This window comes from Streptomyces sp. NPDC002838 (genome assembly GCF_040295365.1).
GTDB lineage: Bacteria > Actinomycetota > Actinomycetes > Streptomycetales > Streptomycetaceae > Streptomyces.
Map to the genome: position 1 here is coordinate 229724 of NZ_JBEOVF010000009.1, position 18740 is coordinate 248463.

An 18740-nucleotide genomic window follows, 5' to 3' on the forward strand; every position below is an offset into this window, starting at 1 on the left:
GTCACCGACCGAAAGGCCCTCTGTGTCCCCGACGCCCGTCCGCATCACCGCGGTCGACACCTACGACATCAGATTCCCCACCTCACGGGAGCTCGACGGCTCCGACGCGATGAACCCGGACCCCGACTACTCGGCCGCGTACGTCGTCCTGCGCACCGACGCCGAGGACGGGCCGGAGGGGCACGGCTTCACCTTCACCATCGGGCGGGGCAACGACGTCCAGGTCGCCGCGATCCACGCGCTGCGCCACCACGTGGTCGGACGGTCCGTCGAGGAGGTGTGTGCCGACCCGGGCGGACTCTTCCGGGACCTGATCGGGGACAGTCAGCTGCGCTGGCTCGGGCCCGAGAAGGGCGTGATGCACATGGCGATCGGCGCGGTCGTCAACGCCGTGTGGGACCTAGCGGCCAAGCGCGCCGGCAAACCGCTGTGGCGCCTGCTCGCCGAGGCCGAGCCCGAGTGGCTGGTCGGACAGATCGACTTCCGCTACCTGACGGACGCGCTCACGCCCGAGGAGGCGCTGGAGATCCTGCGCAAGGGCCGGGAGGGCGCCGCCGGGCGCACCGCGGACCTGCTCGCCAAGGGCTACCCCGCCTACACCACCTCTCCCGGCTGGCTCGGCTACAGCGACGACAAGCTCACCCGGCTCGCCGCCCGGGCGGTCGCCGACGGCTTCCGGCAGATCAAGCTCAAGGTCGGCGCGGACCTCGAGGACGACATCCGGCGCTGCCGGGTCGCCCGCGCCGTCGTCGGCCCCGACATCCGCGTGGCCGTCGACGCCAACCAGCGCTGGGACGTCGAGGAGGCGGTCCGCTGGACCAAGGCCCTCGCCGAGTTCGACCCGTACTGGATCGAGGAGCCCACCAGCCCCGACGACGTGCTCGGCCACGCGGCGATCCGCAAGGCCGTGGCCCCGGTCAAGGTGGCGACCGGCGAGCACGTGCACAACCGGATCGTCTTCAAGCAGCTCCTCCAGGCCGGTGCGATCGACATCCTCCAGATCGACGCGGCCCGGGTGGCGGGCGTCAACGAGAACCTCGCCATCCTGCTGCTCGCCGCCAAGTTCGGGGTGCCCGTCTGCCCGCACGCGGGCGGCGTCGGCCTGTGCGAACTCGTCCAGCACCTGTCGATGTTCGACTACGTGGCGCTGTCCGGCACCACCGAGGACCGTGTCATCGAGTACGTCGACCATCTGCACGACCACTTCCTCGACCCGGTGGTGATCCGCGAGGGTCACTACGCGGCACCCACCGCGCCGGGTTTCTCGGCCGCCATGCGGCCCGAGTCGATCGCGCGGTACACCTTTCCCGACGGCGCCTTCTGGGCAGCCGATCTCGCGACGACCGACAAGAAGGGACAGGCGGCATGAGCGACTTCGAGGGCCTCAAGGCCCTGGTGACGGGCGGCGCCTCCGGCATCGGCCGGGCGACGGCCGAACTCCTCGCCGCGCGCGGGGCCCAGGTCGCCGTACTCGACCTGGACCCCTCGTCGGTCGAGAAGCCGCTGCGCGCCTACCGGGCCGACGTCACCGACGACGCCTCCGTACGCCAGGCCGTGGCGGCGGCCGCCGCCGACCTCGGCGGACTCGACGTCCTGGTCAACAACGCGGGTATCGGCGCCCAGGGCACCGTCGCGGACAACGACGACGAGGAGTGGCACCGCGTCCTCGACGTCAACGTCGTCGGCATGGTCCGCGTGGCCCGCGCCGCCCTGCCCCACCTGCGCGCGTCCGAGCACGCGGCGATCGTCAACACGTCCTCCATCGCGGCCACCGCGGGCCTCCCGCAGCGGGCGCTGTACAGCGCGACCAAGGGCGCCGTGTACTCCCTCACCCTCGCGATGGCCGCCGACCACGTCCGCGAGGGCATCCGCGTCAACTGCGTGAACCCCGGCACGGCGGACACCCCGTGGATCGGCCGCCTGCTGTCCAAGGCCCCTGACCCGGCCGCCGAGCGTGCCGCCCTGGAGGCCCGCCAGCCCACCGGCCGCCTTGTCTCGGCAGACGAGGTCGCCGGCGCGATCGCCTACCTGGCGAGCCCGCTCTCCGGCGCCACGACGGGCACCTCACTCGCCGTCGACGGCGGCATGCAGGGCCTGCGCCTGCGTCCGGTGGGCCAGTGAACAGCCTCGGCAGCAGCGGCGTGCGGGTCAGCCCCCTGGCCTTCGGCGCCGCCGCGATCGGCAACCTCTTCACCGAGGTCGGCGAGGAGCAGGCGCACGAGGCCGTGAGCGCCGCCTGGCAGCGGGGCGTGCGCTACTTCGACACCGCTCCGCACTACGGCCTCGGCCTGTCCGAACGCCGCCTCGGCGCGGCCCTGCGCGCACACCCCCGGGAGCGGTACACGGTCTCGACGAAGGTGGGCCGCCGTCTGGAGGCCTTTGAGGGCGGCGGCGACGATCTGGCCAACGGCTTCGCCGTCCCCGCCACCCACCGCCGCGTCTGGGACTTCAGCGCCGACGGCGTACGACGCACCCTGGAGGCCAGCCTGGAACGGCTCGGCCTCGACCACGTGGACGTCGTCTACCTCCACGACCCCGACGACCACGCCGAACAGGCCTTCCGGGAGGGCTACCGGGCCCTGGAGAAGCTCCGCTCGGAGGGCGTCGTCGGCGCGATCGGCGCGGGCATGAACCAGGCCGAGATGCTCACCCGCTTCGTCCGTGACACCGACGTCGACGTGGTGCTGTGCGCCGGCCGCTACACCCTGCTCGACCAGAGGGCGCTCACCGAACTGCTGCCGGCGGCTGTCGAGCGCGGCACGTCCGTCGTCGTCGGCGGCGCCTTCAACTCCGGCCTGCTGGCGGACCCGAGGCCGGGAGCGACGTACAACTACGCCCAGGCGCCCGCCGAGTTGCTGGACCGCGCCCTGCGGCTGAAGTCCGTCGCCGACCGCCACGGCACCACCCTGCGGGCCGCCGCCCTGGCCTTCTGCGCCGCCCACCCGGCGGTCGCGAGCGTCCTCGTCGGCACCCGCTCCGCAGCCGAAGTGCACGACTGTGCCGACCAGTTCGCGGCCACCGTCCCCACCCCCTTCTGGCAGGAACTGCTCGACAGCGGCCTCCTGCCCGCCGGCGCCCCCGTCCCCGGGGAGGAACCGTCAGAGGAGCCGTCATGAGAGTCGCCCTGCACACCAAGGTCCGCGCGGACCGCGTCGCCGAGTACGAGGCCGCCCATCGCGAGGTCCCCGTCGAGCTCACCGACGCGATCCGCGCGGCCGGCGCCACCTCCTGGACGATCTGGCGCAGCGGCACCGACCTCTTCCACGTCCTGGAGTGCGAGGACTACGCCCGCCTCCTCGCCGAGCTGGAGAAACTGCCGGTCAACGTCGCCTGGCAGGCCCGGATGGCCGAGCTGCTGGACGTCGTGCACGACTACTCCGACGAGGGCGCCGACGCCGGCCTGCCCGTCGTATGGGAGCTGCCATGACCGTGGACGCGCACCACCACGTCTGGGACCTGTCCGTACGCGACCAGGACTGGATCGGCGAAGGCAGCCCTCTCCGACGCGATTTCACGCTGGAAGACCTCGCACCCGAGGCCCGTGCGGCAGGCGTCGACCGCACCGTCCTCGTCCAGACGATCACCGTGCCCGAGGAGACCCCGGAGTTCCTGGCCCTGGCCGCCGGACACGAGCTGATCGCGGGCGTCGTCGGCTGGACCGACCTGACCCGCCCCGACGTGGCCGACGAACTGGCCCGGCTGCGCACACTCCCCGGCGGGCCATACCTCAAGGGCATCCGGCACCAGGTCCAGGGCGAACCGGATCCGGAGTGGCTGCTGCGTCCGGACGTACGCCGTGGTCTGACCGCCGTCGCCGACGCCGGTCTGGTCTACGACCTGGTCGTACTGCCCCACCAGCTCCCGGCCTGTACCAAGGCGGCGGCCTCCCTGCCCGAACTCACCTTCGTGCTCGACCACTTGGGCAAGCCGCCCATCGCCTCCGGCACCCTCGAACCCTGGGCGTCCGACCTCCGCGCCCTCGCCGCCCTCCCCAACACGGTCTGCAAACTCTCCGGCATGGTCACCGAAGCCGACCTCGCGTCCTGGACGATCGACGACCTGCGCCCGTACGCCGACATCGTGCTGGACGCCTTCGGCCCGGACCGTCTGATGTTCGGCTCGGACTGGCCGGTGTGCACGCTCGCGGCGACGTACGGCGAAGTACTCGACATCGCACACCAGTTGACCAGCCGACACGAACGCACCCAGCTCTTCGAGACCACGGCCACCCGCGTCTACGGCCTCTGAGCCACCTCCATCAGCCGCGTCGGCGGCAGATACTCCCGCACATAGGTCCGCTCCCAGCAGGCGCCCGTCTCCCGCAGCTCGCGCCAGGTCGTGTACCGGTAGCGGAAGAGGCGGGCGCGCACGAAGCGGGGTGGCGCGTCGGGCGGGAACGGCGAGCGGCGCAGCAGCTTCAGCGTGTCGCGGTCGTTCTCCAGCAGCCGCTCCACCAGGGCGCCGAACCACGACCCGGCGTACGCGGGCGACAGCGCGGCGAACCACATCATCCAGTCGAGCCGCAGATGGTAGGGCGCGAACTGGCGCGGCCAGTGCCGGGGATCACCCGGCTTGCCCTTGAACTCGTACTCCCGCCAGTCCGAGTCCTCGCGCGGTACGTCGTCGGCCGTACCCTCGACGATCACCTCGTAGCGGACCCGGCTGACGCTGCCGAACGCGCCGTAGGTGTTGACCAGGTGGAGCGGGTCGAAGGAGCGGTTCATGATCTGGCGGCGGGAGATCATGTTGCGGACCGGCTGGTAGCTGAGCCCCACGAGCAGCGCGGCGACCGCGAGGACCACTACCTCGTACCAGAGCGGCGCGTCGGGCACGGACGGCGGATCGCTCGGGAACTCCACCGCCGACAGCGCCAGCACGATGGTGATCCAGTTCAGCCAGGAGAAGTTGCCCGACAGCACCAGCCACAGCTGGGTGACGATCATCAGCGACGCGGCGGCCGTGGCGACCGGCTGCGGGGTGAAGAGGAGGAACGGCACCGCGAGTTGGGTGAAGTGGTTGGCGGCCACCTCCACCCGGTGCAGGGGCCCCGGCAGATGGTGGAAGAACCAGCTGAGCGGCCCCGGCATTGGCTGTGTCTCGTGGTGGTGGTCGAGGCAGGTCAGCTTTCGCCAGCACTCGTCGCCACGCATCTTGATCAGACCCGCGCCGAACTCGACACGGAACAGGATCCAGCGCAGCAGGAACAGGACCAGGATCGGCGGGGCCACCTCGTCGTTGCCCAGGAAGACCGCGAGGAAGCCCACTTCCAGGAGCAGGGACTCCCAGCCGAAGCCGTACCAGGTCTGGCCGACGTTCACGATCGACAGGTACAGCGCCCACGGCACCAGCCACAGCAACATCCCGCCCCACAAAGGGAGTCGGGAGTCGAGCCCCGCGAGCAGCGCCGCCGACACCGCGCAGCCCGCCCAGGCGCAGACCGCGAAGAAGCGGTCCGTGTAGTGGAGGTGGAAGAGGCTGGGCGCCCGCTTGAAGGGCACCCGCTCGACGAACCGGGGCACGGGCAGCATCCCGCGCTCGCCGATCAGCGCCCGGAACTGCAGGGCCGCCGTCAGGAACGCCACGAGGTACACGGCGGCCAGAGCCCGCTGGAAGACCAGTCGGCTCATCCAGTAGTCGGGTGCGGTGAACCAATCCATGGCCGTGCGCTCCTCGTCTCCATTCTCGCGCCGGAACCCTACGTGACTCCGCGTGTACCTCCCTTCCGCTTGCGTAACCCAAGTGAGTGAAGCAGACAATAGTGACGAACTGCCCGGGATGGACGGGAGAGTGTGGTGCGGACACCCACCGGAGCCCTCGTCACGGTCTGCGCGCTCTCGGCGGCGCTCATCGTCGCCGGCTGCGGCGGCGACGGGGACGAGGACACGAAGTCGAGCGAGGAGCTCGTCCTCCAGCCGGTCGCGGATCCGGGGCCGGACCCCTTCACGGACTCCACCGCGATCTCGACGGCCACACCGTCCCCGGTCACCCGAACGCCGCAACCGGCGCCGTCGGGACCGACCGGGGTGCGATCCGTGTCCGGCGAGACGCCGGGCCTCTACGGCGGCGAAGAGCGGGTCGGCAGCTGTGACATCGACCGGCAGATCGGCCACCTGCGTGCCGACCCGGCCAAGGCCCGTGCCTTCGCCCAGGTCGCGGGCATCTCCCGGACCTCGATCCCGGACTATCTGCGCGGTCTGGCCCCGGTCGCGCTGCGCGCCGACACCCGGGTCACCAACCACGGCTTCCGCGACGGACACGTGACCACCTACCAGTCCGTCCTCCAGGCGGGCACCGCCGTCCTCGTCGACAACCGGGGTGTGCCGCGCGTCCGGTGCGCCTGCGGCAACCCTCTGGAGCCGCCGGTGGCCATGCGGGGCAGCCCCGGCATCCACGGCCGACCCTGGATCGGCTTCCGGCCCACGCGGATGGTCGCGGTCGCACCGACCATCCAGGTGATCGCCAACATCACGATCATCAGCAGCGTCGACAACGCCTGGATCGAGCGGCGGATCGGGCACGGCGTCCACCACGACCGCGTCGTGCCCGCGCCGGACCCGGTGACACCGGAGCCGGAGCCGAGGCCGACCCCGTCCCCGGACAAGAACACGTCCAGCGCCGCGCCGGGCGAGGACGGCGCCTCTCCTACGGACGAGAGCGAGTTTCCGAGCGACGAGAGTTCCTCCTCGGAGGCGACCGACTGCGTGACTCCGACCGTCACGGTCACGCCGGCCTTCACCGAAGACACGCCGACCGACACGCCGATCGACACGACCGACACGCCGACCGACGTGCGGACGGACCTGCCGACGCACGAGCCGGCCGACTGCCCCTCGGCCACCGCCACGCCCACGCCTCCCACGACCGAGCCCGACGTCGGTACGACGGTCCCCGAGGAGCCGACCGCCGAGAAGCCCACCGAGCCCGACGTCCTCCCCGACCCCGCGGAGCCGATCGGCCCCGAGTCCGTGCCGGAAACGCCCGACCTGCCCGACGGCGGCGGCCTGATCCCCGACGACCCGGCCGGCCCGGACAGCGCCTGACACCGACACGCCTCACCGGCCGTATAGCGGCTGTCTCCCCGGTCGAATAATCGGCCGATTCCTGGCAAGGTGGCCCCATGGTTGATCGGGGAGCGAGCGCCCTGTCACTCCCGGACGACTGGCCCGCCCACCCGGATCCGATCCTGGCGCTCAACCGCATGGGCAGCTTCGACTGGGACCTGGACACTGGTCTGTTCCACATGGACGCCCAGGCCCACGAGGTCTTCGACCTGCGCCCCGACGAATACGACGGATATCCCACGACCCTGGCGGTCCGGGTCCCGCGCGCGGAGTCCCACCGGCTCGACACCCTGGTCGCCCAGGCCATGAAGGACGGCAGCGAGAACTACGGCACCTACTTCCGCATCCGCTGCCGCGACGGCTCGCTGCGCTGGACCCACACCCAGGGCTACATCCGGCGTGACGAGAGCGGCCGTCCGCGACGCATCATCGGCATCGTCCGCGACGCCACCCAGGAGCTCGGCGATATCGAGGCCCGCCGGGAGCAGGCCGCCCAGGACGAGGCCCGGCGCCGCCAGACCAACGTCGTGCAGCTCACCACGGCCGCCCTCGCCCACGCCCGTACCGTCGACGACGTCATCGACGTCCTCAAGGACACTCACGGCCTCACCCACCTCGGCGCCACCAGCCTGGTCATGGGCCTGGTCGAGGCCGGCCGCATCCGGCTGATCGCCGAGGGCCCCAAGGGCAGCTTCGTGCCCGGCACGCGCGTGACCCGGATCGACGAGTCCTACCCGATGAGCGAGGTCGTCCGCACCCTCAGCCCGCGCTTCATCGAGTCGCCGGAGGAGTTCGCCGAACGCTACCCGCTGCTGTGGCCGCACATCACCGGCCTGGACATCACCTCGGCCGCCTATCTGCCGCTCATCGCCGAGGCCCGCCCGATCGGCGCCATGGGGCTGCTCTACAGCGACCGGCGAGGCTTCTCGCCCGAGGACCGCAACGTCCTCATCGCCCTCGGCAGCAGCATCGCGCAGAGCCTCATGCGGGCCATGCTCTACGAGCAGGACAAGGACCTCGCCACCGGCCTCCAGCAGGCCATGCTGCCGCGCACCATCCCCAGCGTCCCGGGCGCCGACGTCGCCGTCCGGTACCGTTCCGCCTCGCTGGGCCGGGACATCGGCGGTGACTGGTACGACCTGATCCCGCTGCCGGGCGGCCGCGTCGGCGCCGTCATCGGCGACGTGCAGGGTCACGACACGCACGCCGCCGCCGTCATGGGCCAACTGCGCATCGTCCTGAGGGCCTACGCCGCCGAGGGCCACACCCCCGCGACGGTGATGGCCCGTGCCTCCGTCTTCCTCCACGAACTCGACACCGACCGCTTCGCGACCTGCCTGTACGCGGAGGCCGACCTGTCCACCGGAGTGGTCCAGGTGGTCCGGGCCGGCCACATCGACCCGCTGGTGCGCCGGCCCGACGGCAGCTGCCGCCGGGTCCCCCTCGAGGGCGGCCTGCCGCTCGGCCTGTCCGCCGAGTTCGGACGCCTCGCATACCCCGTCGCCACCCTCGAACTGGACCCCGGTCACACCCTGATGCTGTGCACCGACGGCCTGGTCGAACAGCCCGGCGCCGACCTCGACGACGGCATGCGGACCCTCACGGCCCTCGTCGCCGCCGGCCCGGACGACGTACGGGACCTCGCCGACTGCCTCATCGACGTCGCCGAGGAACGCGGCGGCGACGACGACGTGGCTCTGCTCCTGCTGCGCCGCCGCGGCCTGGACACCCCGAGGTCCGGGGGCCGGCTCCAGCAGCACGTGGCACCCGGCGACCCCGAGGCCCTCTCCGAGGCCCGGCACATGATCCGCGCCGCGGTCACCGCCTGGGGCGCCCGCGACCGCGCCGACGAGATCGAACTGGTCGCCGACGAGCTGATCACCAACGCCCTCATGCACACCGAGGGCTCCGCCGTCGTCACCCTGCGAGCCCTCACCGGCAGCGACCGCCGGCTGCGCGTCGAGGTCGAGGACGCCTCCAGCGCCCTGCCACGCCGCCGCGAGGCGGGGGAGTCGGGGGTCTCCGGCCGGGGCCTGCTCCTGGTCGACCTGCTCGCCGACGTGTGGGGCGTGGAGGCGCGGGGCGGCGGCAAGTGCGTGTGGTGCGAGTTCGTGGTGCCGGAGCGGAGCTGAGCACTCCGGTGTCCGGTGGCACTCTGGACGTATGCCGGAACTCCCCGAGGTGGAAGCGCTCAAGGACTTCCTCACCGAGCACCTGGTCGGACACGAGATCGTCCGGGTGCTGCCCGTCGCGATCAGTGTCCTGAAGACGTACGACCCTCCGCTCACCGCCCTCGAGGGCCATGAGGTCACCGCCGTGCGCCGGTACGGCAAGTTCCTCGACCTCGCCACGGAAGGCGGCCCGCACTTCGTGACCCACCTGGCGCGCGCGGGCTGGCTGCACTGGAAGGACACACTCCCCGACGGCACGCCCCGCCCCGGCAAGGGCCCCCTCGCGCTGCGCGTGGCCCTGGAGACCGGAGCGGGCTTCGACCTGACCGAGGCGGGCACCCAGAAGCGCCTCGCGGTCTACGTCGTCCACGACCCCCAGGAGGTCCCGGGCGTGGCCCGCCTCGGCCCCGACCCGCTCGCCGACGACTTCGACGAGGAGCGCTTCGCTGCCCTGCTGGCCGGTGAACGACGGCAACTCAAGGGCGCCCTGCGTGACCAGTCCCTGATCGCGGGCGTCGGCAACGCCTACAGCGACGAGATCCTGCACGCCGCGAAGATGTCCCCCTTCAAACTCGCGGCGTCCCTCACCCCGCAGGAGACCCACCGCCTCTACGAGGCCCTGCGCACCACCCTCACCGAGGCGATCGAGCGCTCCCGGGGCGTCGCGGCCGGCCGCCTCAAGGCTGAGAAGAAGAGCGGCCTGCGCGTCCACGGCCGTACCGGCGAACCCTGCCCGGTGTGCGGCGACACCATCCGCGAGGTCTCCTTCAGCGACTCCTCGCTCCAGTACTGCCCGACCTGCCAGACGGGTGGGAAGCCGCTGGCGGACCGGCGGTTGTCGAGGTTGCTGAAGTAGTCACCGATTCTGCGGGTGCATCTCCGAGGTGCCCGCGGGGCTACCGGGACTCGAGCGTCACCAGGTGCTCCCCGTCGGCCGTGCGGAGTTCGTAGCGGGCGATCTGGTCGGCATGCATGGCCGAACTGCCGTGCATGGTGTTCTCCCGGGCGTCGTGGTGGGGCACGTTCCAGTTGGTCACCGTCTGCTCCGAGCCGTCGTGGCCGATGGCGATGAGCCGGCAGGCGCGGGGACCGGCCCCGTCCTTGACCTTCAGCTCCACCTCGCTGCCCCAGGCCTCGTCCTCGGTGGTGACCTGCGCCCACACGCCCGACCGCTCATCGGTCGCGGTGACCCGGACGGGCTCCTTGTCGCCCTCCATCGTCATCGCGATCCCGGATCCGGCCACGGCGAAGACCACCGACGCGGCCACGGCGTACAGCAGCCGTCTGCGCCGCGCCCGGTGTCGCGCCGCCACCTCGCCGAGCAGCCGGTCCAGCAGCCTCGGACCGGGCTGGGCCATGGGGTGCACCACACGCGGCGTCGCCCGCCGGTACAGCATCAACTGCCGTGTGGTGGAGCCGAATTCGGTCACGTGTGCCGCGCAGCGGGGGCACTCCATGAGGTGGTCCTCGAAGCGGAAGGCGTCCGCCTCGTCCAGCACGCCGAGCGCGTACGCGCCGACGTCGCGATGCCTCTCCAGGGACCTCATGCCGAATCCTCGTGCCGTTGGGTGCGGGTGGGGGTTACTCCGGTTTACGCCTTGCTCCCACCGGTACGGACCAGCCAGCCGAATCACTCAAGCCCCATACAGAATCGTAACCAAGGGGTTCGGAGCGGCCGGACCCGAGGATTGGTCCAAGTTGAAACGAATCTAGAAAAGATGGATGGCGAGGTGTCCCAGGGGCAACCCGAGCTGCCACGCCGGCGTCCACACCTTGGGCCCCTCGTCCTCGCCCACCATCGCGGCGCCGCCCGGCACCGCGTTCAGATCGGGGGCGAGCAGCTCGGTCTCCTCCAGCCAGCGCCAGGCCGCCTCGGCCAGCTCCAGGTCGGGCGCGGGGGCATCGCAGGCGAGCGCATCGGCGGTGAGCTGGGCCATGCGTTCGCGCACCCAGTCCTGCCACGGCTGGTCGTATGCGGTCAGCGACAACCAGTTCTCCAGCTGGGAGACGACCTGGATGCCGGAGAGCTCGCCGTCGGTGTCGGAGAGGAAGATGGTCAGCGCCAGGGCGTCCCGCCCCGCGCGGAACTCGAAGGACGTCGGCGGCATCAGGTCGCCGGACCGCAGCAGCTCGTCCGCGATGTACTCGGCGTACAACCACGCCATGGGGACGGTCAGTTCGCCGCCGCCGGCGCCGTCCGTGCTCTCGTGACCTCTGTGCAGCATCCCTTCCTGCCTTCCTCCGGTGCGTGCGCGTCACCCGATACCGGGCCCTGGGGCCCTGCCCCATTCGGAACACGGATGAGGACAGCCGATTACTCAACCGGGGTCAGCGGCAAGGCGCTTTACGGAGGTTTGACTAAGCCATTGGTTTCACCGCAGGTCGGCCGCGTATCCCGGTAGCACCCGGCGCAGGGCACGCAACGCGTAGTACGCGCGGGACTTCACGGTACCGGGCGGAATCCCGAGGGCCTCCGCGGCCTCCGCCACACTCGCCCCCTGGAAATACACCAGCACCAGGACTTCACGGTGCTCCGGAGTGAGTGTCTTCACAGCCTGGCGCACATCGAGGGTGGCGGCCGCCCGCTCGGCGTGGTCGGCGCACACCCGGGCGTTCTCCAGGATCGCGTCGCCGACCTCCGGCGGTCGCGCCTGCCGGGCCCGGCGCGCGTCGATCGCCAGCCGCCGTCCCACGGTCAGCAGCCACGGCCGTACGGACTCGAAGTCGTCGGCGCGCAGGGCTTCGGGATGCTGCCAGGCGCGCACCAGCGTCTCCTGTACGAGGTCCTCGGCGCGCTGCCGGTCACCGTCACAGAGCCGGAGCAGCAGCGCGAAGAGGGGCCGGCCGTGCTCCCGCTGCAGTGCGGCGAGCTCGTGCTCGGCGGTCGTGGTCCCGTTCGTGAGGGTGGTTCCGGCCGTCATGGCCGTATGGCACATCAGGGGACTGATTCCGGCCAGGGTGGGAGCACGGCTCTGCGGCGGACGGTCGATCGCGTCGACGAACGGTTCGATGAACGGTCCATTCCGCGTCGTTCGCGCGCTCCGGACGGGCTAAGAGGGCAGGGAGGCCGTTTGCGGGCACGTTCAGCTTCGTACCTATTTATGGGTAAATATGATCTCAATGGGGTGAGCTGATGATTGCACGCAGACGACAGGTTGCCCTGGCCCTCACGGCCCTGCTCGCCGCGGGCGCCGCCTGCCAGGCCCAGGACCGGAATCCGCCCGGCCGGAACGCACATCCCGCGCCCACCGCCGCCCCAGGGTTCACGCTCGTCGCCTCCGGCGACGTTCTGCCGCACAGCTCGATCATCGAGCGCGCGCGCTTCGACGCGGGCGGCAAGGGCTATGACTTCCGTCCGATGTTCGCCGGTGTGGAGCCGGTCGTCTCCCGTGCCGATCTCGCGCTGTGCCACATGGAGACGGTCTACGGCGAGAACGGCCGCTACACGGGCTATCCCACCTTCAAGTCCCCGCCCGAAGTGGCCAAGGGCCTCGCCGCCACCGGCTACGACGGCTGCTCCACCGCCTCCAACCACAGCCTCGACGACGGCGCGGCCGGCATCGGTCGCACTCTGGACGCCCTCGACCGCGTGGGAGTACGGCACGCCGGCACGGCCCGTACCGAGGAAGAGGCGCGCATCCCCACCATCCTGCGCGCGGGCGAGGCGAAGGTCGCCCACCTCGCGTACACGTACGGCACGAACGGCTTCCCGCTCCCGCAGGGGCGGCCCTGGGCCGTCAACCACATCGACGAGAAGAAGATCGTCGCGGACGCCCGGGCGGCCCGGGCGGCGGGCGCCGACGTGGTCGTCGTGTCCCTGCACTGGGGCACCGAATGGCAGGACGCGCCCGACGAGCGGCAACTGACCCTGGCCCAGCGGCTCACGGCCGCCCGCACCGGCGACCGCCCCGACATCGACCTCATCCTCGGCACCCACGCGCATGTCCCGCAGGCGTACGAGAAGGTCAACGGCACCTGGGTGATCTACGGGATGGGCGACCAGATCGCCGGCGAGATGTTCAACCACCAGCGCGTGCAGGACCCGCGCGGCAACCAGTCCACCCTCGGCCGCTTCACCTTCGCCCCGCCCGCCCGGCCGGGGGAGCGCTGGGAGGTGACCCGGGCCGAGTTCGTGCCGCAGTTGTTCGACATCGACGCGGGCCGGGCGGTGAACCTCAACCAGGCGCTCGCCGCGGGCGCCGACCTGCGCGCCGTCCGCGACCGCATCCGGGACGTGGTCCTCAGCCGGGGCGCGGCGCAGGACGGGCTCGTCATGGGCCGGTAGCAACTCGAACCGGTGTGTCCCCATCGGCGTGCCAGACCCCGCGTCTGCGGCATGATCCGCCGGACAGGCCCTGGCGCTCCGCCAGTGCCGACCGCCGGTACGAGTAGCCGAGTGTTCGATGGGTTTGCGGCGGAGAATCCCCTCGCCCGCGCGGAGTCCGGCCATGCCCGTCACCTCTTTGTGTTCGGCAAACGGCTGACTGGCGGCTCATGATGGCGCAGTGACGTCCGTGGCGAAAGACGGGCACACAACTCCTCCGCGTGGTTACGGCACCACCGTCACCGGCCACCGCCCAGCCTTCACCAGCCGTACCGCGACCGAGCCGACGATCCGGTGGCCGGCCTGCTCCGAGGCGCCCACCACGACCGCGTCCGCCTTCAGTTGGTCCGCCGCCTTCACCAGGCCGTTGTAGGGGTCGCCGCGGAAGGTGTGGAACTCCCAGCGCATGTCGAATATCCCCTTGTTCTGTTCGGTCGCCTCCCGGATCTGCGCCACCAGGTCCTCGGCGATCGCGTCGGTCGTCTCGGCGACCGGCGCCCCGACCGCCGCGCCCGCCGCCAGCACCGGCTGCACGTACACGATGGCGAGCAGCGCGTGCTGGCGCCGGGCCAGGCCGGCGGCGTATGCCGCCGCGCGGACCGAGGAGTCGGAGCCGTCCACGCCGACCACGATGACCTTGGGGCCGTCCGTGCCCCGCTCGAACTGGTGCGAGTGCTGTTCCGTCACGGCTGGGAGGCTATCCGAGACCCCAGGTCGCACCGGAGCGCGGGATCGCTCGGCGGGCGAGACGGCCGGGGCCTTCCACACCGTGCTCCGCCCGCTCGTCCGTCTCCTCGACCGACTCGTCCTCTCCGTACCGTCGTTGCGCGAACTCCGGAGAAAGGGGCACCCGAAGGCGGGCACCGGCCGGCCGGCACCGAAGGCCTGCCGGCGCTCCCGGCCCCGGCCTCGCCGGAGGGGACGAGGCCGGGGCCGGCGAACCGGATGCGGGCCCGCCCGAACAGGTCCGGCACCGGTCGGGGGCCGCCGCCGTTCCCGCCGGTGCCCGCGGCTGGTCCGAAACGCTGGGCCGTACGGGTGGTTTCGTGCCGCCGCCCCGGTGTCGTTGCGGTGCGTCGGGGCCGCCGTGGGCGACTGATGAGTCATGAAGAAGGATCAGTTGCTCACACGGCTGCTCACCCGGCGCGGGGCGCTGCTCGCCGGCGCCGCCGCCGTCGGGGCGGTCGGCACGGCCGGTCTGCTGTCGCCGGGCTCGGACGGCGAGCCGGTCCGGCACGCCCCGGCCGCCGGCCCTCAGGCGCGCCGTGCGCACAAGCCCTCCGCCTACCGCCTCCAGCCCCTGACCGGATACGGCCCGCCCCGGACCACGCCCGGCCGGACCCTCGTCCGGCACGAGCCGTTCCTGCGCGTGTCCGGACGCGGCCGCACCATGGTGCTGACCTTCGACGACGGACCGGACCCCCGCTACACCCCGGAGATCCTGGACACCCTCGCGAAGTACGACGTCCGCGCGATGTTCTTCGTGTGCGGGGAGATGGTGGTCGACAACAAGGAACTGCTGGCCCGGATGGCCGACGAGGGACATGTCGTCGGCAACCACACCTGGTCCCACCCGCTGCTGCCCCGCCTGAGGCGCCGGCAGATCCGCTCGCAGATGGAACGCACCTGCGAGGTCATCGAGGAGGCGTACGGCGAGCGGCCCCTGTGGTTCCGCGCGCCCTACGGCGCCTGGAACCGCGCCGCCTTCCAGCTGGGCGCCGAGCTCGGCATGGAACCGCTGGCCTGGACGGTCGACACCCTCGACTGGACCACCCCCGGCACCCGCACCATCGTCGGCCGGGTGGAGAACGGCGCCGCCCCCGGTGTCGTGGTGCTCTCGCACGACGCCGGGGGCGACCGCACCCAGAGTGTCCGGGCGCTGCGCGCCTATCTGCCGCACCTGCTGGATTCCGGCTACCACATCACCGTCCCGCGACGGCAGTTCGCATAACCGGCCTTCGCCCGCCCCGGGAGAGGGAAGAGCTCAGTGGACCTCGACCAGGCGGGCGAAAGCGACGACGTTCCCGTCGTAGCCGTTCTGCTTGGAGAAACCGCCCCCGCAGGTGATGATCCGCAATTCGGGAGAGCCCTTGGAACCGTAGACACGGTTGCCGGGGAAGTTGTTCTTCTCGAAGACCTCGATGCCGTAGATGTCGAAAACGGCCGTCTTTCCGTCTTGCCGCGCGACCTCGACGCGATTTCCCTTCTTCAGGGCCCCGAGTCCGTAGAACACGGCGGGGCCCTGGCTGTTGTCGACGTGACCCACGACGACGGCGGTGCCCTTCTCGCCGGGGGAGACCGCGCCGGTGAACCAGCCGGCCAGGTTCGGGTCCTCCGGCGGCGGCGCACCGACCCAGCCGTCCGCGTCCAGGTCGACCGGCATGATCGGCGCGTCGACCTGGATCGACGGGATCCTGACCCTGCTGGGCTCGGAGTACGGCAGCGGATCGGGGACCCCGAGGAAGGTGCCGCCGGGTGAGGTGCGGCTGTCGGCGGCAGCCGCCGACGCGGGCTGCGGGGGGCCCACGTCGAATTCCCCCGAACCATTCCGAATGAGCGCGAGGCCGGTCAGCAGAACAAGCGCTATCACGCCCCAAGGAGCGCGCTTCTTCCGCTGCTCCTCCTCTTCGGCCAGCTCGGCCAGCTCGGACGCAGACATTCGACTTCCCCTCTCGACACGGCCGTCGCCGTGTCATTCGCGCATACGAGAACGCTAAGTCCCGCGCGCGAAACCGGCGACGGGGCCGACGCGAACGGGTGGCCCGCGCTCCCGGTGGTGCGCCATCCGAGTTGCCGCGCACAGGAATTTTCTGACGGTCCGTGACCTGCGGCGATATCCGATTGCGTGGGTTTCGTGCGGCGTGTCCTCTCACCAGGACGGACCATCGCCGAAATGCGGGCCCGTGCAGGGCGTCTGAGGGTTTTTCCGGGAGGCGCTTTCTCGCCGATCGACCGGGGACGGTTCCCGGGGCGTCTTCCGCGGAGGATCACATGCGTAACTCTCGTGCCCTGGTGGCCGCCGGTGCCGCGGTCGCCGTCCTCGGGCTCGCCGCGCCCGCGGCCGTCGCTCGGGACGGCATGCCCGCCCACCCGAGCAACATCGTCGCCCTGCCCAGCGTCATCGCCCGCGGCGGCCAGCTGACCATCACGGTCGACGGCTGCCCGCGAGGCGGCACCGCGACCTCCAACGCGTTCTCACCGACGAGGCTCACGCCCATCCACGGCGCCAAGGACACCGCGAAGGGCACCGCGGTGATCAACAGCAACGCCAACCCCGGCTCCTACGACATCACCGTCACTTGCGACAGCAGGACCCTGACCCGCCCGGCCGCCTTCACCGTCATCGGAGGCGTCCGCGGCGGCATCGGCGGCAGCAGCTCCAGCGGGGCGACTGCCACCGACATCGCCATCGGCAGCGGGCTCGTGGCCGCGGCCGTCATCGGCGGCGGCGTGTTCTGGATGCGCCGCCGTTCCGAGAAGCGCATCTGACGGCCCGAACAGCGGGTCCGACCGCTACCCTTCGGAGACTGAACGCACGTGACACAGGCCTTCGCCCCGGTCCCTTCAGGGATCCGGGGCGAAGGCCTGTGGGCGGCTGGTGCGCTCAGGCACTGTCCTCGTCGGGGCGGCGGCAGGAGATGCGGTACGCCGCCCCGAGCGACCCGGCGACGAGCGCGGCCCCGAGGCCGATCTCCTGGAGGTCGAACCCGGCGAAGCTGCCGCCCCCGCCGGCGTGCACGCCCCGGCGCGGCGTCACCGGCGTGGGGGCGGTGTGGTCCCGGCGGCCGCCGGCGATGGTGATCTCGGCGTTCTGCCAGAAGGTGCCGCAGTGGAACGTCACCTGGTAGACGGCGCCCGGCTTCGCGTCCCAGTCGACCATGGCCGTGGCCGTGGACCGTCCCCTGGGGATGGTGACGTCGTCGAAGACGCCCGAGGTGACGAACACGCCCTGCTCGCAGCCGGTCGCGCGCAGGGTCACCTGTCCGCCGGCCGCGATGGTCGTGGGCAGGACACTGACCCGGAAGCCGGAGCTCACGCTGCTCGCGTGGGCGGCGGGGGCGGTGAGGGTGAGGGCACTGACGCCCAGCAGTGCGGCGGAAGCGACGCCTATCACGCGCATGGTGGTTCCTCCGGGTCCCCGAGGAGCAGCTGCGGACCTCTTCCGCTCGCGTCGGAAATGCACCTCGATGACCGAAACGCTAGGAACGTGCGTGCGTCCGCGCGATCGCAGTCGCGCGAATGGGGCAACGGTGTGGGCCGCTCAGGGGAGTGCGTTCCCGCGGCCGGGGGACGGCGACGGCGCGGCGGGCGTCCCCCGGCGGTCTCTGGGGTGAGGACCTGTCAGCGGCCCCGGCGGCCTCGGCGGCCCGGCCGCTCAGCGGCCCCGTGGCCTGCCCCGGTGCAGGGCCGTCAGTCCTTGATGTTCGGGAAGAGGCTCAGGAACGGGTCCGCCGACGCGGTGACGCCGCGGCTGTAGGGCGCGTCGAAGTCCCAGATCAGGAACAGGAGGAAGGCGATCAGCGCGGAGAACAGGCCCGCGAGGACCAGCTCGCGCGTCGTACGCCGGATCTGCAGCGCGAAGATCATCCCGATGGTGACCGCGCCGCCGACGAGCAGCCCGAACCACACCACGCCCGGCATGGTGGGCTCCGCCGAGTCCGCGCGGGCGTTGCGTGCCTGGTCCGCGGCGGCCATCTGGTCGAGGACCGGCTGGTAGGCCTGGGCCTCGAAGTCCGTCTTCGGCTGGTAGTCGGTGACGTCCGCGCGAACCTGGGCGAGGAGTTCGGTGCCCCGCTCGGTGACACGGCCGTCGTCCGCCATCGCCTTCCACTCGGTGGTGACGACGTGTCCGACATAGGCGTTGACATCGTCCCGAACGCGGTCGCGGACGTCGTCCGGGTAGACCCGCACCCGCTCCGAGATCTCGTGCAGCGCCTGTGCCTCCGCCTGGACGTGGTCCTGGGCGACGCTGCGCGCCTCCCAGACGCCCGCGATGGCCAGGCCGAGGACGATGGCGTACACCACGCCGATCCACATCGTCATGTACTCGATGACGTCCGGCGTCTCGCTGGGATCCTCGTCCTCGGGTGCCGTGCGGTGCCGTACGAGGGTGATGACGACGACCACGGAACAGGCGGCCAGCATCGCGAGGGTGAGAACAAGCCATTCCGGCAAGGGGTGCCT

19 protein-coding genes are annotated in these 18740 nt (G+C 71.5%); 11 read left to right on the top strand and 8 right to left on the bottom strand.

From position 1 onward, the window contains the following. Positions 1–22 precede the first annotated feature (22 nt). The 5 genes from ABT063_RS15200 to ABT063_RS15220 are packed head-to-tail and all read left to right on the top strand — an operon-like array spanning position 23 to position 4248. Positions 23–1369: an L-fuconate dehydratase gene (locus ABT063_RS15200; RefSeq protein WP_351057752.1), complete on the top strand. Its 1347-nt coding sequence runs from the start codon at positions 23–25 to the stop codon at positions 1367–1369. Then, positions 1366–2121, top strand: a complete 756-nt coding sequence (locus ABT063_RS15205; RefSeq protein ID WP_351057753.1) for an SDR family NAD(P)-dependent oxidoreductase — start codon at positions 1366–1368, stop codon at positions 2119–2121. Before ABT063_RS15200 ends, ABT063_RS15205 begins: the two co-directional genes overlap by 4 nt. Further along, positions 2118–3116: an aldo/keto reductase gene (locus ABT063_RS15210; protein WP_351057754.1), complete on the top strand. Its 999-nt coding sequence runs from the start codon at positions 2118–2120 to the stop codon at positions 3114–3116. The genes ABT063_RS15205 and ABT063_RS15210 overlap by 4 nt, the downstream gene beginning before the upstream one ends. Then, positions 3113–3427: an L-rhamnose mutarotase gene (locus tag ABT063_RS15215; RefSeq protein WP_351057755.1), complete on the top strand. Its 315-nt coding sequence runs from the start codon at positions 3113–3115 to the stop codon at positions 3425–3427. The genes ABT063_RS15210 and ABT063_RS15215 overlap by 4 nt, the downstream gene beginning before the upstream one ends. Continuing rightward, positions 3424–4248: an amidohydrolase family protein gene (locus ABT063_RS15220; RefSeq protein WP_351057756.1), complete on the top strand. Its 825-nt coding sequence runs from the start codon at positions 3424–3426 to the stop codon at positions 4246–4248. The genes ABT063_RS15215 and ABT063_RS15220 overlap by 4 nt, the downstream gene beginning before the upstream one ends. Here the strand turns inward: ABT063_RS15220 and ABT063_RS15225 are convergent. Then, positions 4236–5657 carry a lipase maturation factor family protein gene (locus tag ABT063_RS15225; protein ID WP_351057757.1) on the bottom strand — a complete coding sequence of 474 codons (1422 nt, stop codon included), beginning with the start codon at positions 5655–5657 and terminating at the stop codon, positions 4236–4238. The genes ABT063_RS15220 and ABT063_RS15225 overlap by 13 nt on opposite strands. Positions 5658–5792: 135 nt before the next feature. On the opposite strand from ABT063_RS15225, the gene ABT063_RS15230 reads away from it, so the two are divergent. From ABT063_RS15230 to ABT063_RS15240, 3 genes are all read left to right on the top strand, one after another. Then, the gene (locus ABT063_RS15230) at positions 5793–7040 is read left to right on the top strand and encodes a DUF6777 domain-containing protein (RefSeq protein WP_351057759.1); all 1248 of its coding nucleotides are present in this window, start codon (positions 5793–5795) and stop codon (positions 7038–7040) included. A gap of 77 nt (positions 7041–7117) precedes the next feature. Beyond that, the gene (locus ABT063_RS15235; protein WP_351057760.1) at positions 7118–9193 is read left to right on the top strand and encodes a SpoIIE family protein phosphatase; all 2076 of its coding nucleotides are present in this window, start codon (positions 7118–7120) and stop codon (positions 9191–9193) included. A 31-nt stretch (positions 9194–9224) separates the two neighbouring features. Next, entirely contained in the window at positions 9225–10088 is an 864-nt protein-coding gene (locus tag ABT063_RS15240) for an Fpg/Nei family DNA glycosylase (protein WP_351057761.1), read from the top strand. A gap of 40 nt (positions 10089–10128) precedes the next feature. Here the strand turns inward: ABT063_RS15240 and ABT063_RS15245 are convergent, their stop codons facing one another. From ABT063_RS15245 to ABT063_RS15255, 3 genes are all read right to left on the bottom strand, one after another. Beyond that, complete coding sequence (locus tag ABT063_RS15245) at positions 10129–10779, bottom strand: zf-HC2 domain-containing protein (protein WP_351057762.1); 651 nt, start codon at positions 10777–10779, stop codon at positions 10129–10131. A gap of 162 nt (positions 10780–10941) precedes the next feature. After that, a complete protein-coding gene (locus tag ABT063_RS15250; RefSeq protein WP_351057763.1) occupies positions 10942–11457 on the bottom strand; it encodes a hypothetical protein in 516 nt (171 codons plus the stop codon). Between the two features lie 147 nt (positions 11458–11604). After that, positions 11605–12153, bottom strand: coding sequence for a sigma-70 family RNA polymerase sigma factor (locus ABT063_RS15255; protein ID WP_351057764.1), 549 nt, complete (start codon positions 12151–12153; stop codon positions 11605–11607). Positions 12154–12365: 212 nt separating this feature from the next. Between ABT063_RS15255 and ABT063_RS15260 the strand changes: the two genes are divergently transcribed. Next, complete coding sequence (locus ABT063_RS15260) at positions 12366–13517, top strand: CapA family protein (protein ID WP_351057765.1); 1152 nt, start codon at positions 12366–12368, stop codon at positions 13515–13517. A 264-nt stretch (positions 13518–13781) separates the two neighbouring features. Here the strand turns inward: ABT063_RS15260 and ABT063_RS15265 are convergent, their stop codons facing one another. Next, positions 13782–14243 (bottom strand): universal stress protein, encoded by a 462-nt coding sequence (locus tag ABT063_RS15265; RefSeq protein WP_351057767.1) that lies wholly within the window; start codon positions 14241–14243, stop codon positions 13782–13784. Between the two features lie 418 nt (positions 14244–14661). Between ABT063_RS15265 and ABT063_RS15270 the strand changes: the two genes are divergently transcribed. Then, the gene (locus ABT063_RS15270) at positions 14662–15507 is read left to right on the top strand and encodes a polysaccharide deacetylase family protein (RefSeq protein ID WP_351057768.1); all 846 of its coding nucleotides are present in this window, start codon (positions 14662–14664) and stop codon (positions 15505–15507) included. Positions 15508–15540: 33 nt separating this feature from the next. On the opposite strand, the gene ABT063_RS15275 is transcribed toward ABT063_RS15270, so the two are convergent. Next, positions 15541–16215: a class F sortase gene (locus ABT063_RS15275; RefSeq protein WP_351057769.1), complete on the bottom strand. Its 675-nt coding sequence runs from the start codon at positions 16213–16215 to the stop codon at positions 15541–15543. Positions 16216–16547: 332 nt separating this feature from the next. Here ABT063_RS15275 and ABT063_RS15280 point away from each other — a divergent pair, with 332 nt between their 5' ends. Beyond that, on the top strand, positions 16548–17045 hold the full coding sequence (locus tag ABT063_RS15280) for a hypothetical protein (RefSeq protein ID WP_351057770.1): 498 nt from the start codon (positions 16548–16550) through the stop codon (positions 17043–17045). Between the two features lie 115 nt (positions 17046–17160). On the opposite strand, the gene ABT063_RS15285 is transcribed toward ABT063_RS15280, so the two are convergent. Further along, on the bottom strand, positions 17161–17676 hold the full coding sequence (locus tag ABT063_RS15285) for a hypothetical protein (protein ID WP_351057771.1): 516 nt from the start codon (positions 17674–17676) through the stop codon (positions 17161–17163). Positions 17677–17966: 290 nt separating this feature from the next. After that, positions 17967–18731, bottom strand: a complete 765-nt coding sequence (locus ABT063_RS15290; RefSeq protein WP_351057772.1) for a bestrophin-like domain — start codon at positions 18729–18731, stop codon at positions 17967–17969. Positions 18732–18740: the final 9 nt, after the last annotated feature.

Coding starts and splice junctions, on each gene's coding strand:
- ABT063_RS15205 (WP_351057753.1), top strand. CDS start 1,366: ATGAGCGACTTCGAGGGCCTCAAGGCCCTGGTGACGGGCGGCGCCTCC.
- ABT063_RS15280 (WP_351057770.1), top strand. CDS start 16,548: ATGCGTAACTCTCGTGCCCTGGTGGCCGCCGGTGCCGCGGTCGCCGTC.
- ABT063_RS15255 (WP_351057764.1), bottom strand. CDS start 12,153: ATGACGGCCGGAACCACCCTCACGAACGGGACCACGACCGCCGAGCAC.
- ABT063_RS15235 (WP_351057760.1), top strand. CDS start 7,118: ATGGTTGATCGGGGAGCGAGCGCCCTGTCACTCCCGGACGACTGGCCC.
- ABT063_RS15285 (WP_351057771.1), bottom strand. CDS start 17,676: ATGCGCGTGATAGGCGTCGCTTCCGCCGCACTGCTGGGCGTCAGTGCC.
- ABT063_RS15240 (WP_351057761.1), top strand. CDS start 9,225: ATGCCGGAACTCCCCGAGGTGGAAGCGCTCAAGGACTTCCTCACCGAG.
- ABT063_RS15225 (WP_351057757.1), bottom strand. CDS start 5,657: ATGGATTGGTTCACCGCACCCGACTACTGGATGAGCCGACTGGTCTTC.
- ABT063_RS15275 (WP_351057769.1), bottom strand. CDS start 16,215: ATGTCTGCGTCCGAGCTGGCCGAGCTGGCCGAAGAGGAGGAGCAGCGG.
- ABT063_RS15270 (WP_351057768.1), top strand. CDS start 14,662: ATGAAGAAGGATCAGTTGCTCACACGGCTGCTCACCCGGCGCGGGGCG.
- ABT063_RS15215 (WP_351057755.1), top strand. CDS start 3,113: ATGAGAGTCGCCCTGCACACCAAGGTCCGCGCGGACCGCGTCGCCGAG.
- ABT063_RS15250 (WP_351057763.1), bottom strand. CDS start 11,457: ATGCTGCACAGAGGTCACGAGAGCACGGACGGCGCCGGCGGCGGCGAA.
- ABT063_RS15245 (WP_351057762.1), bottom strand. CDS start 10,779: ATGAGGTCCCTGGAGAGGCATCGCGACGTCGGCGCGTACGCGCTCGGC.
- ABT063_RS15260 (WP_351057765.1), top strand. CDS start 12,366: ATGATTGCACGCAGACGACAGGTTGCCCTGGCCCTCACGGCCCTGCTC.
- ABT063_RS15220 (WP_351057756.1), top strand. CDS start 3,424: ATGACCGTGGACGCGCACCACCACGTCTGGGACCTGTCCGTACGCGAC.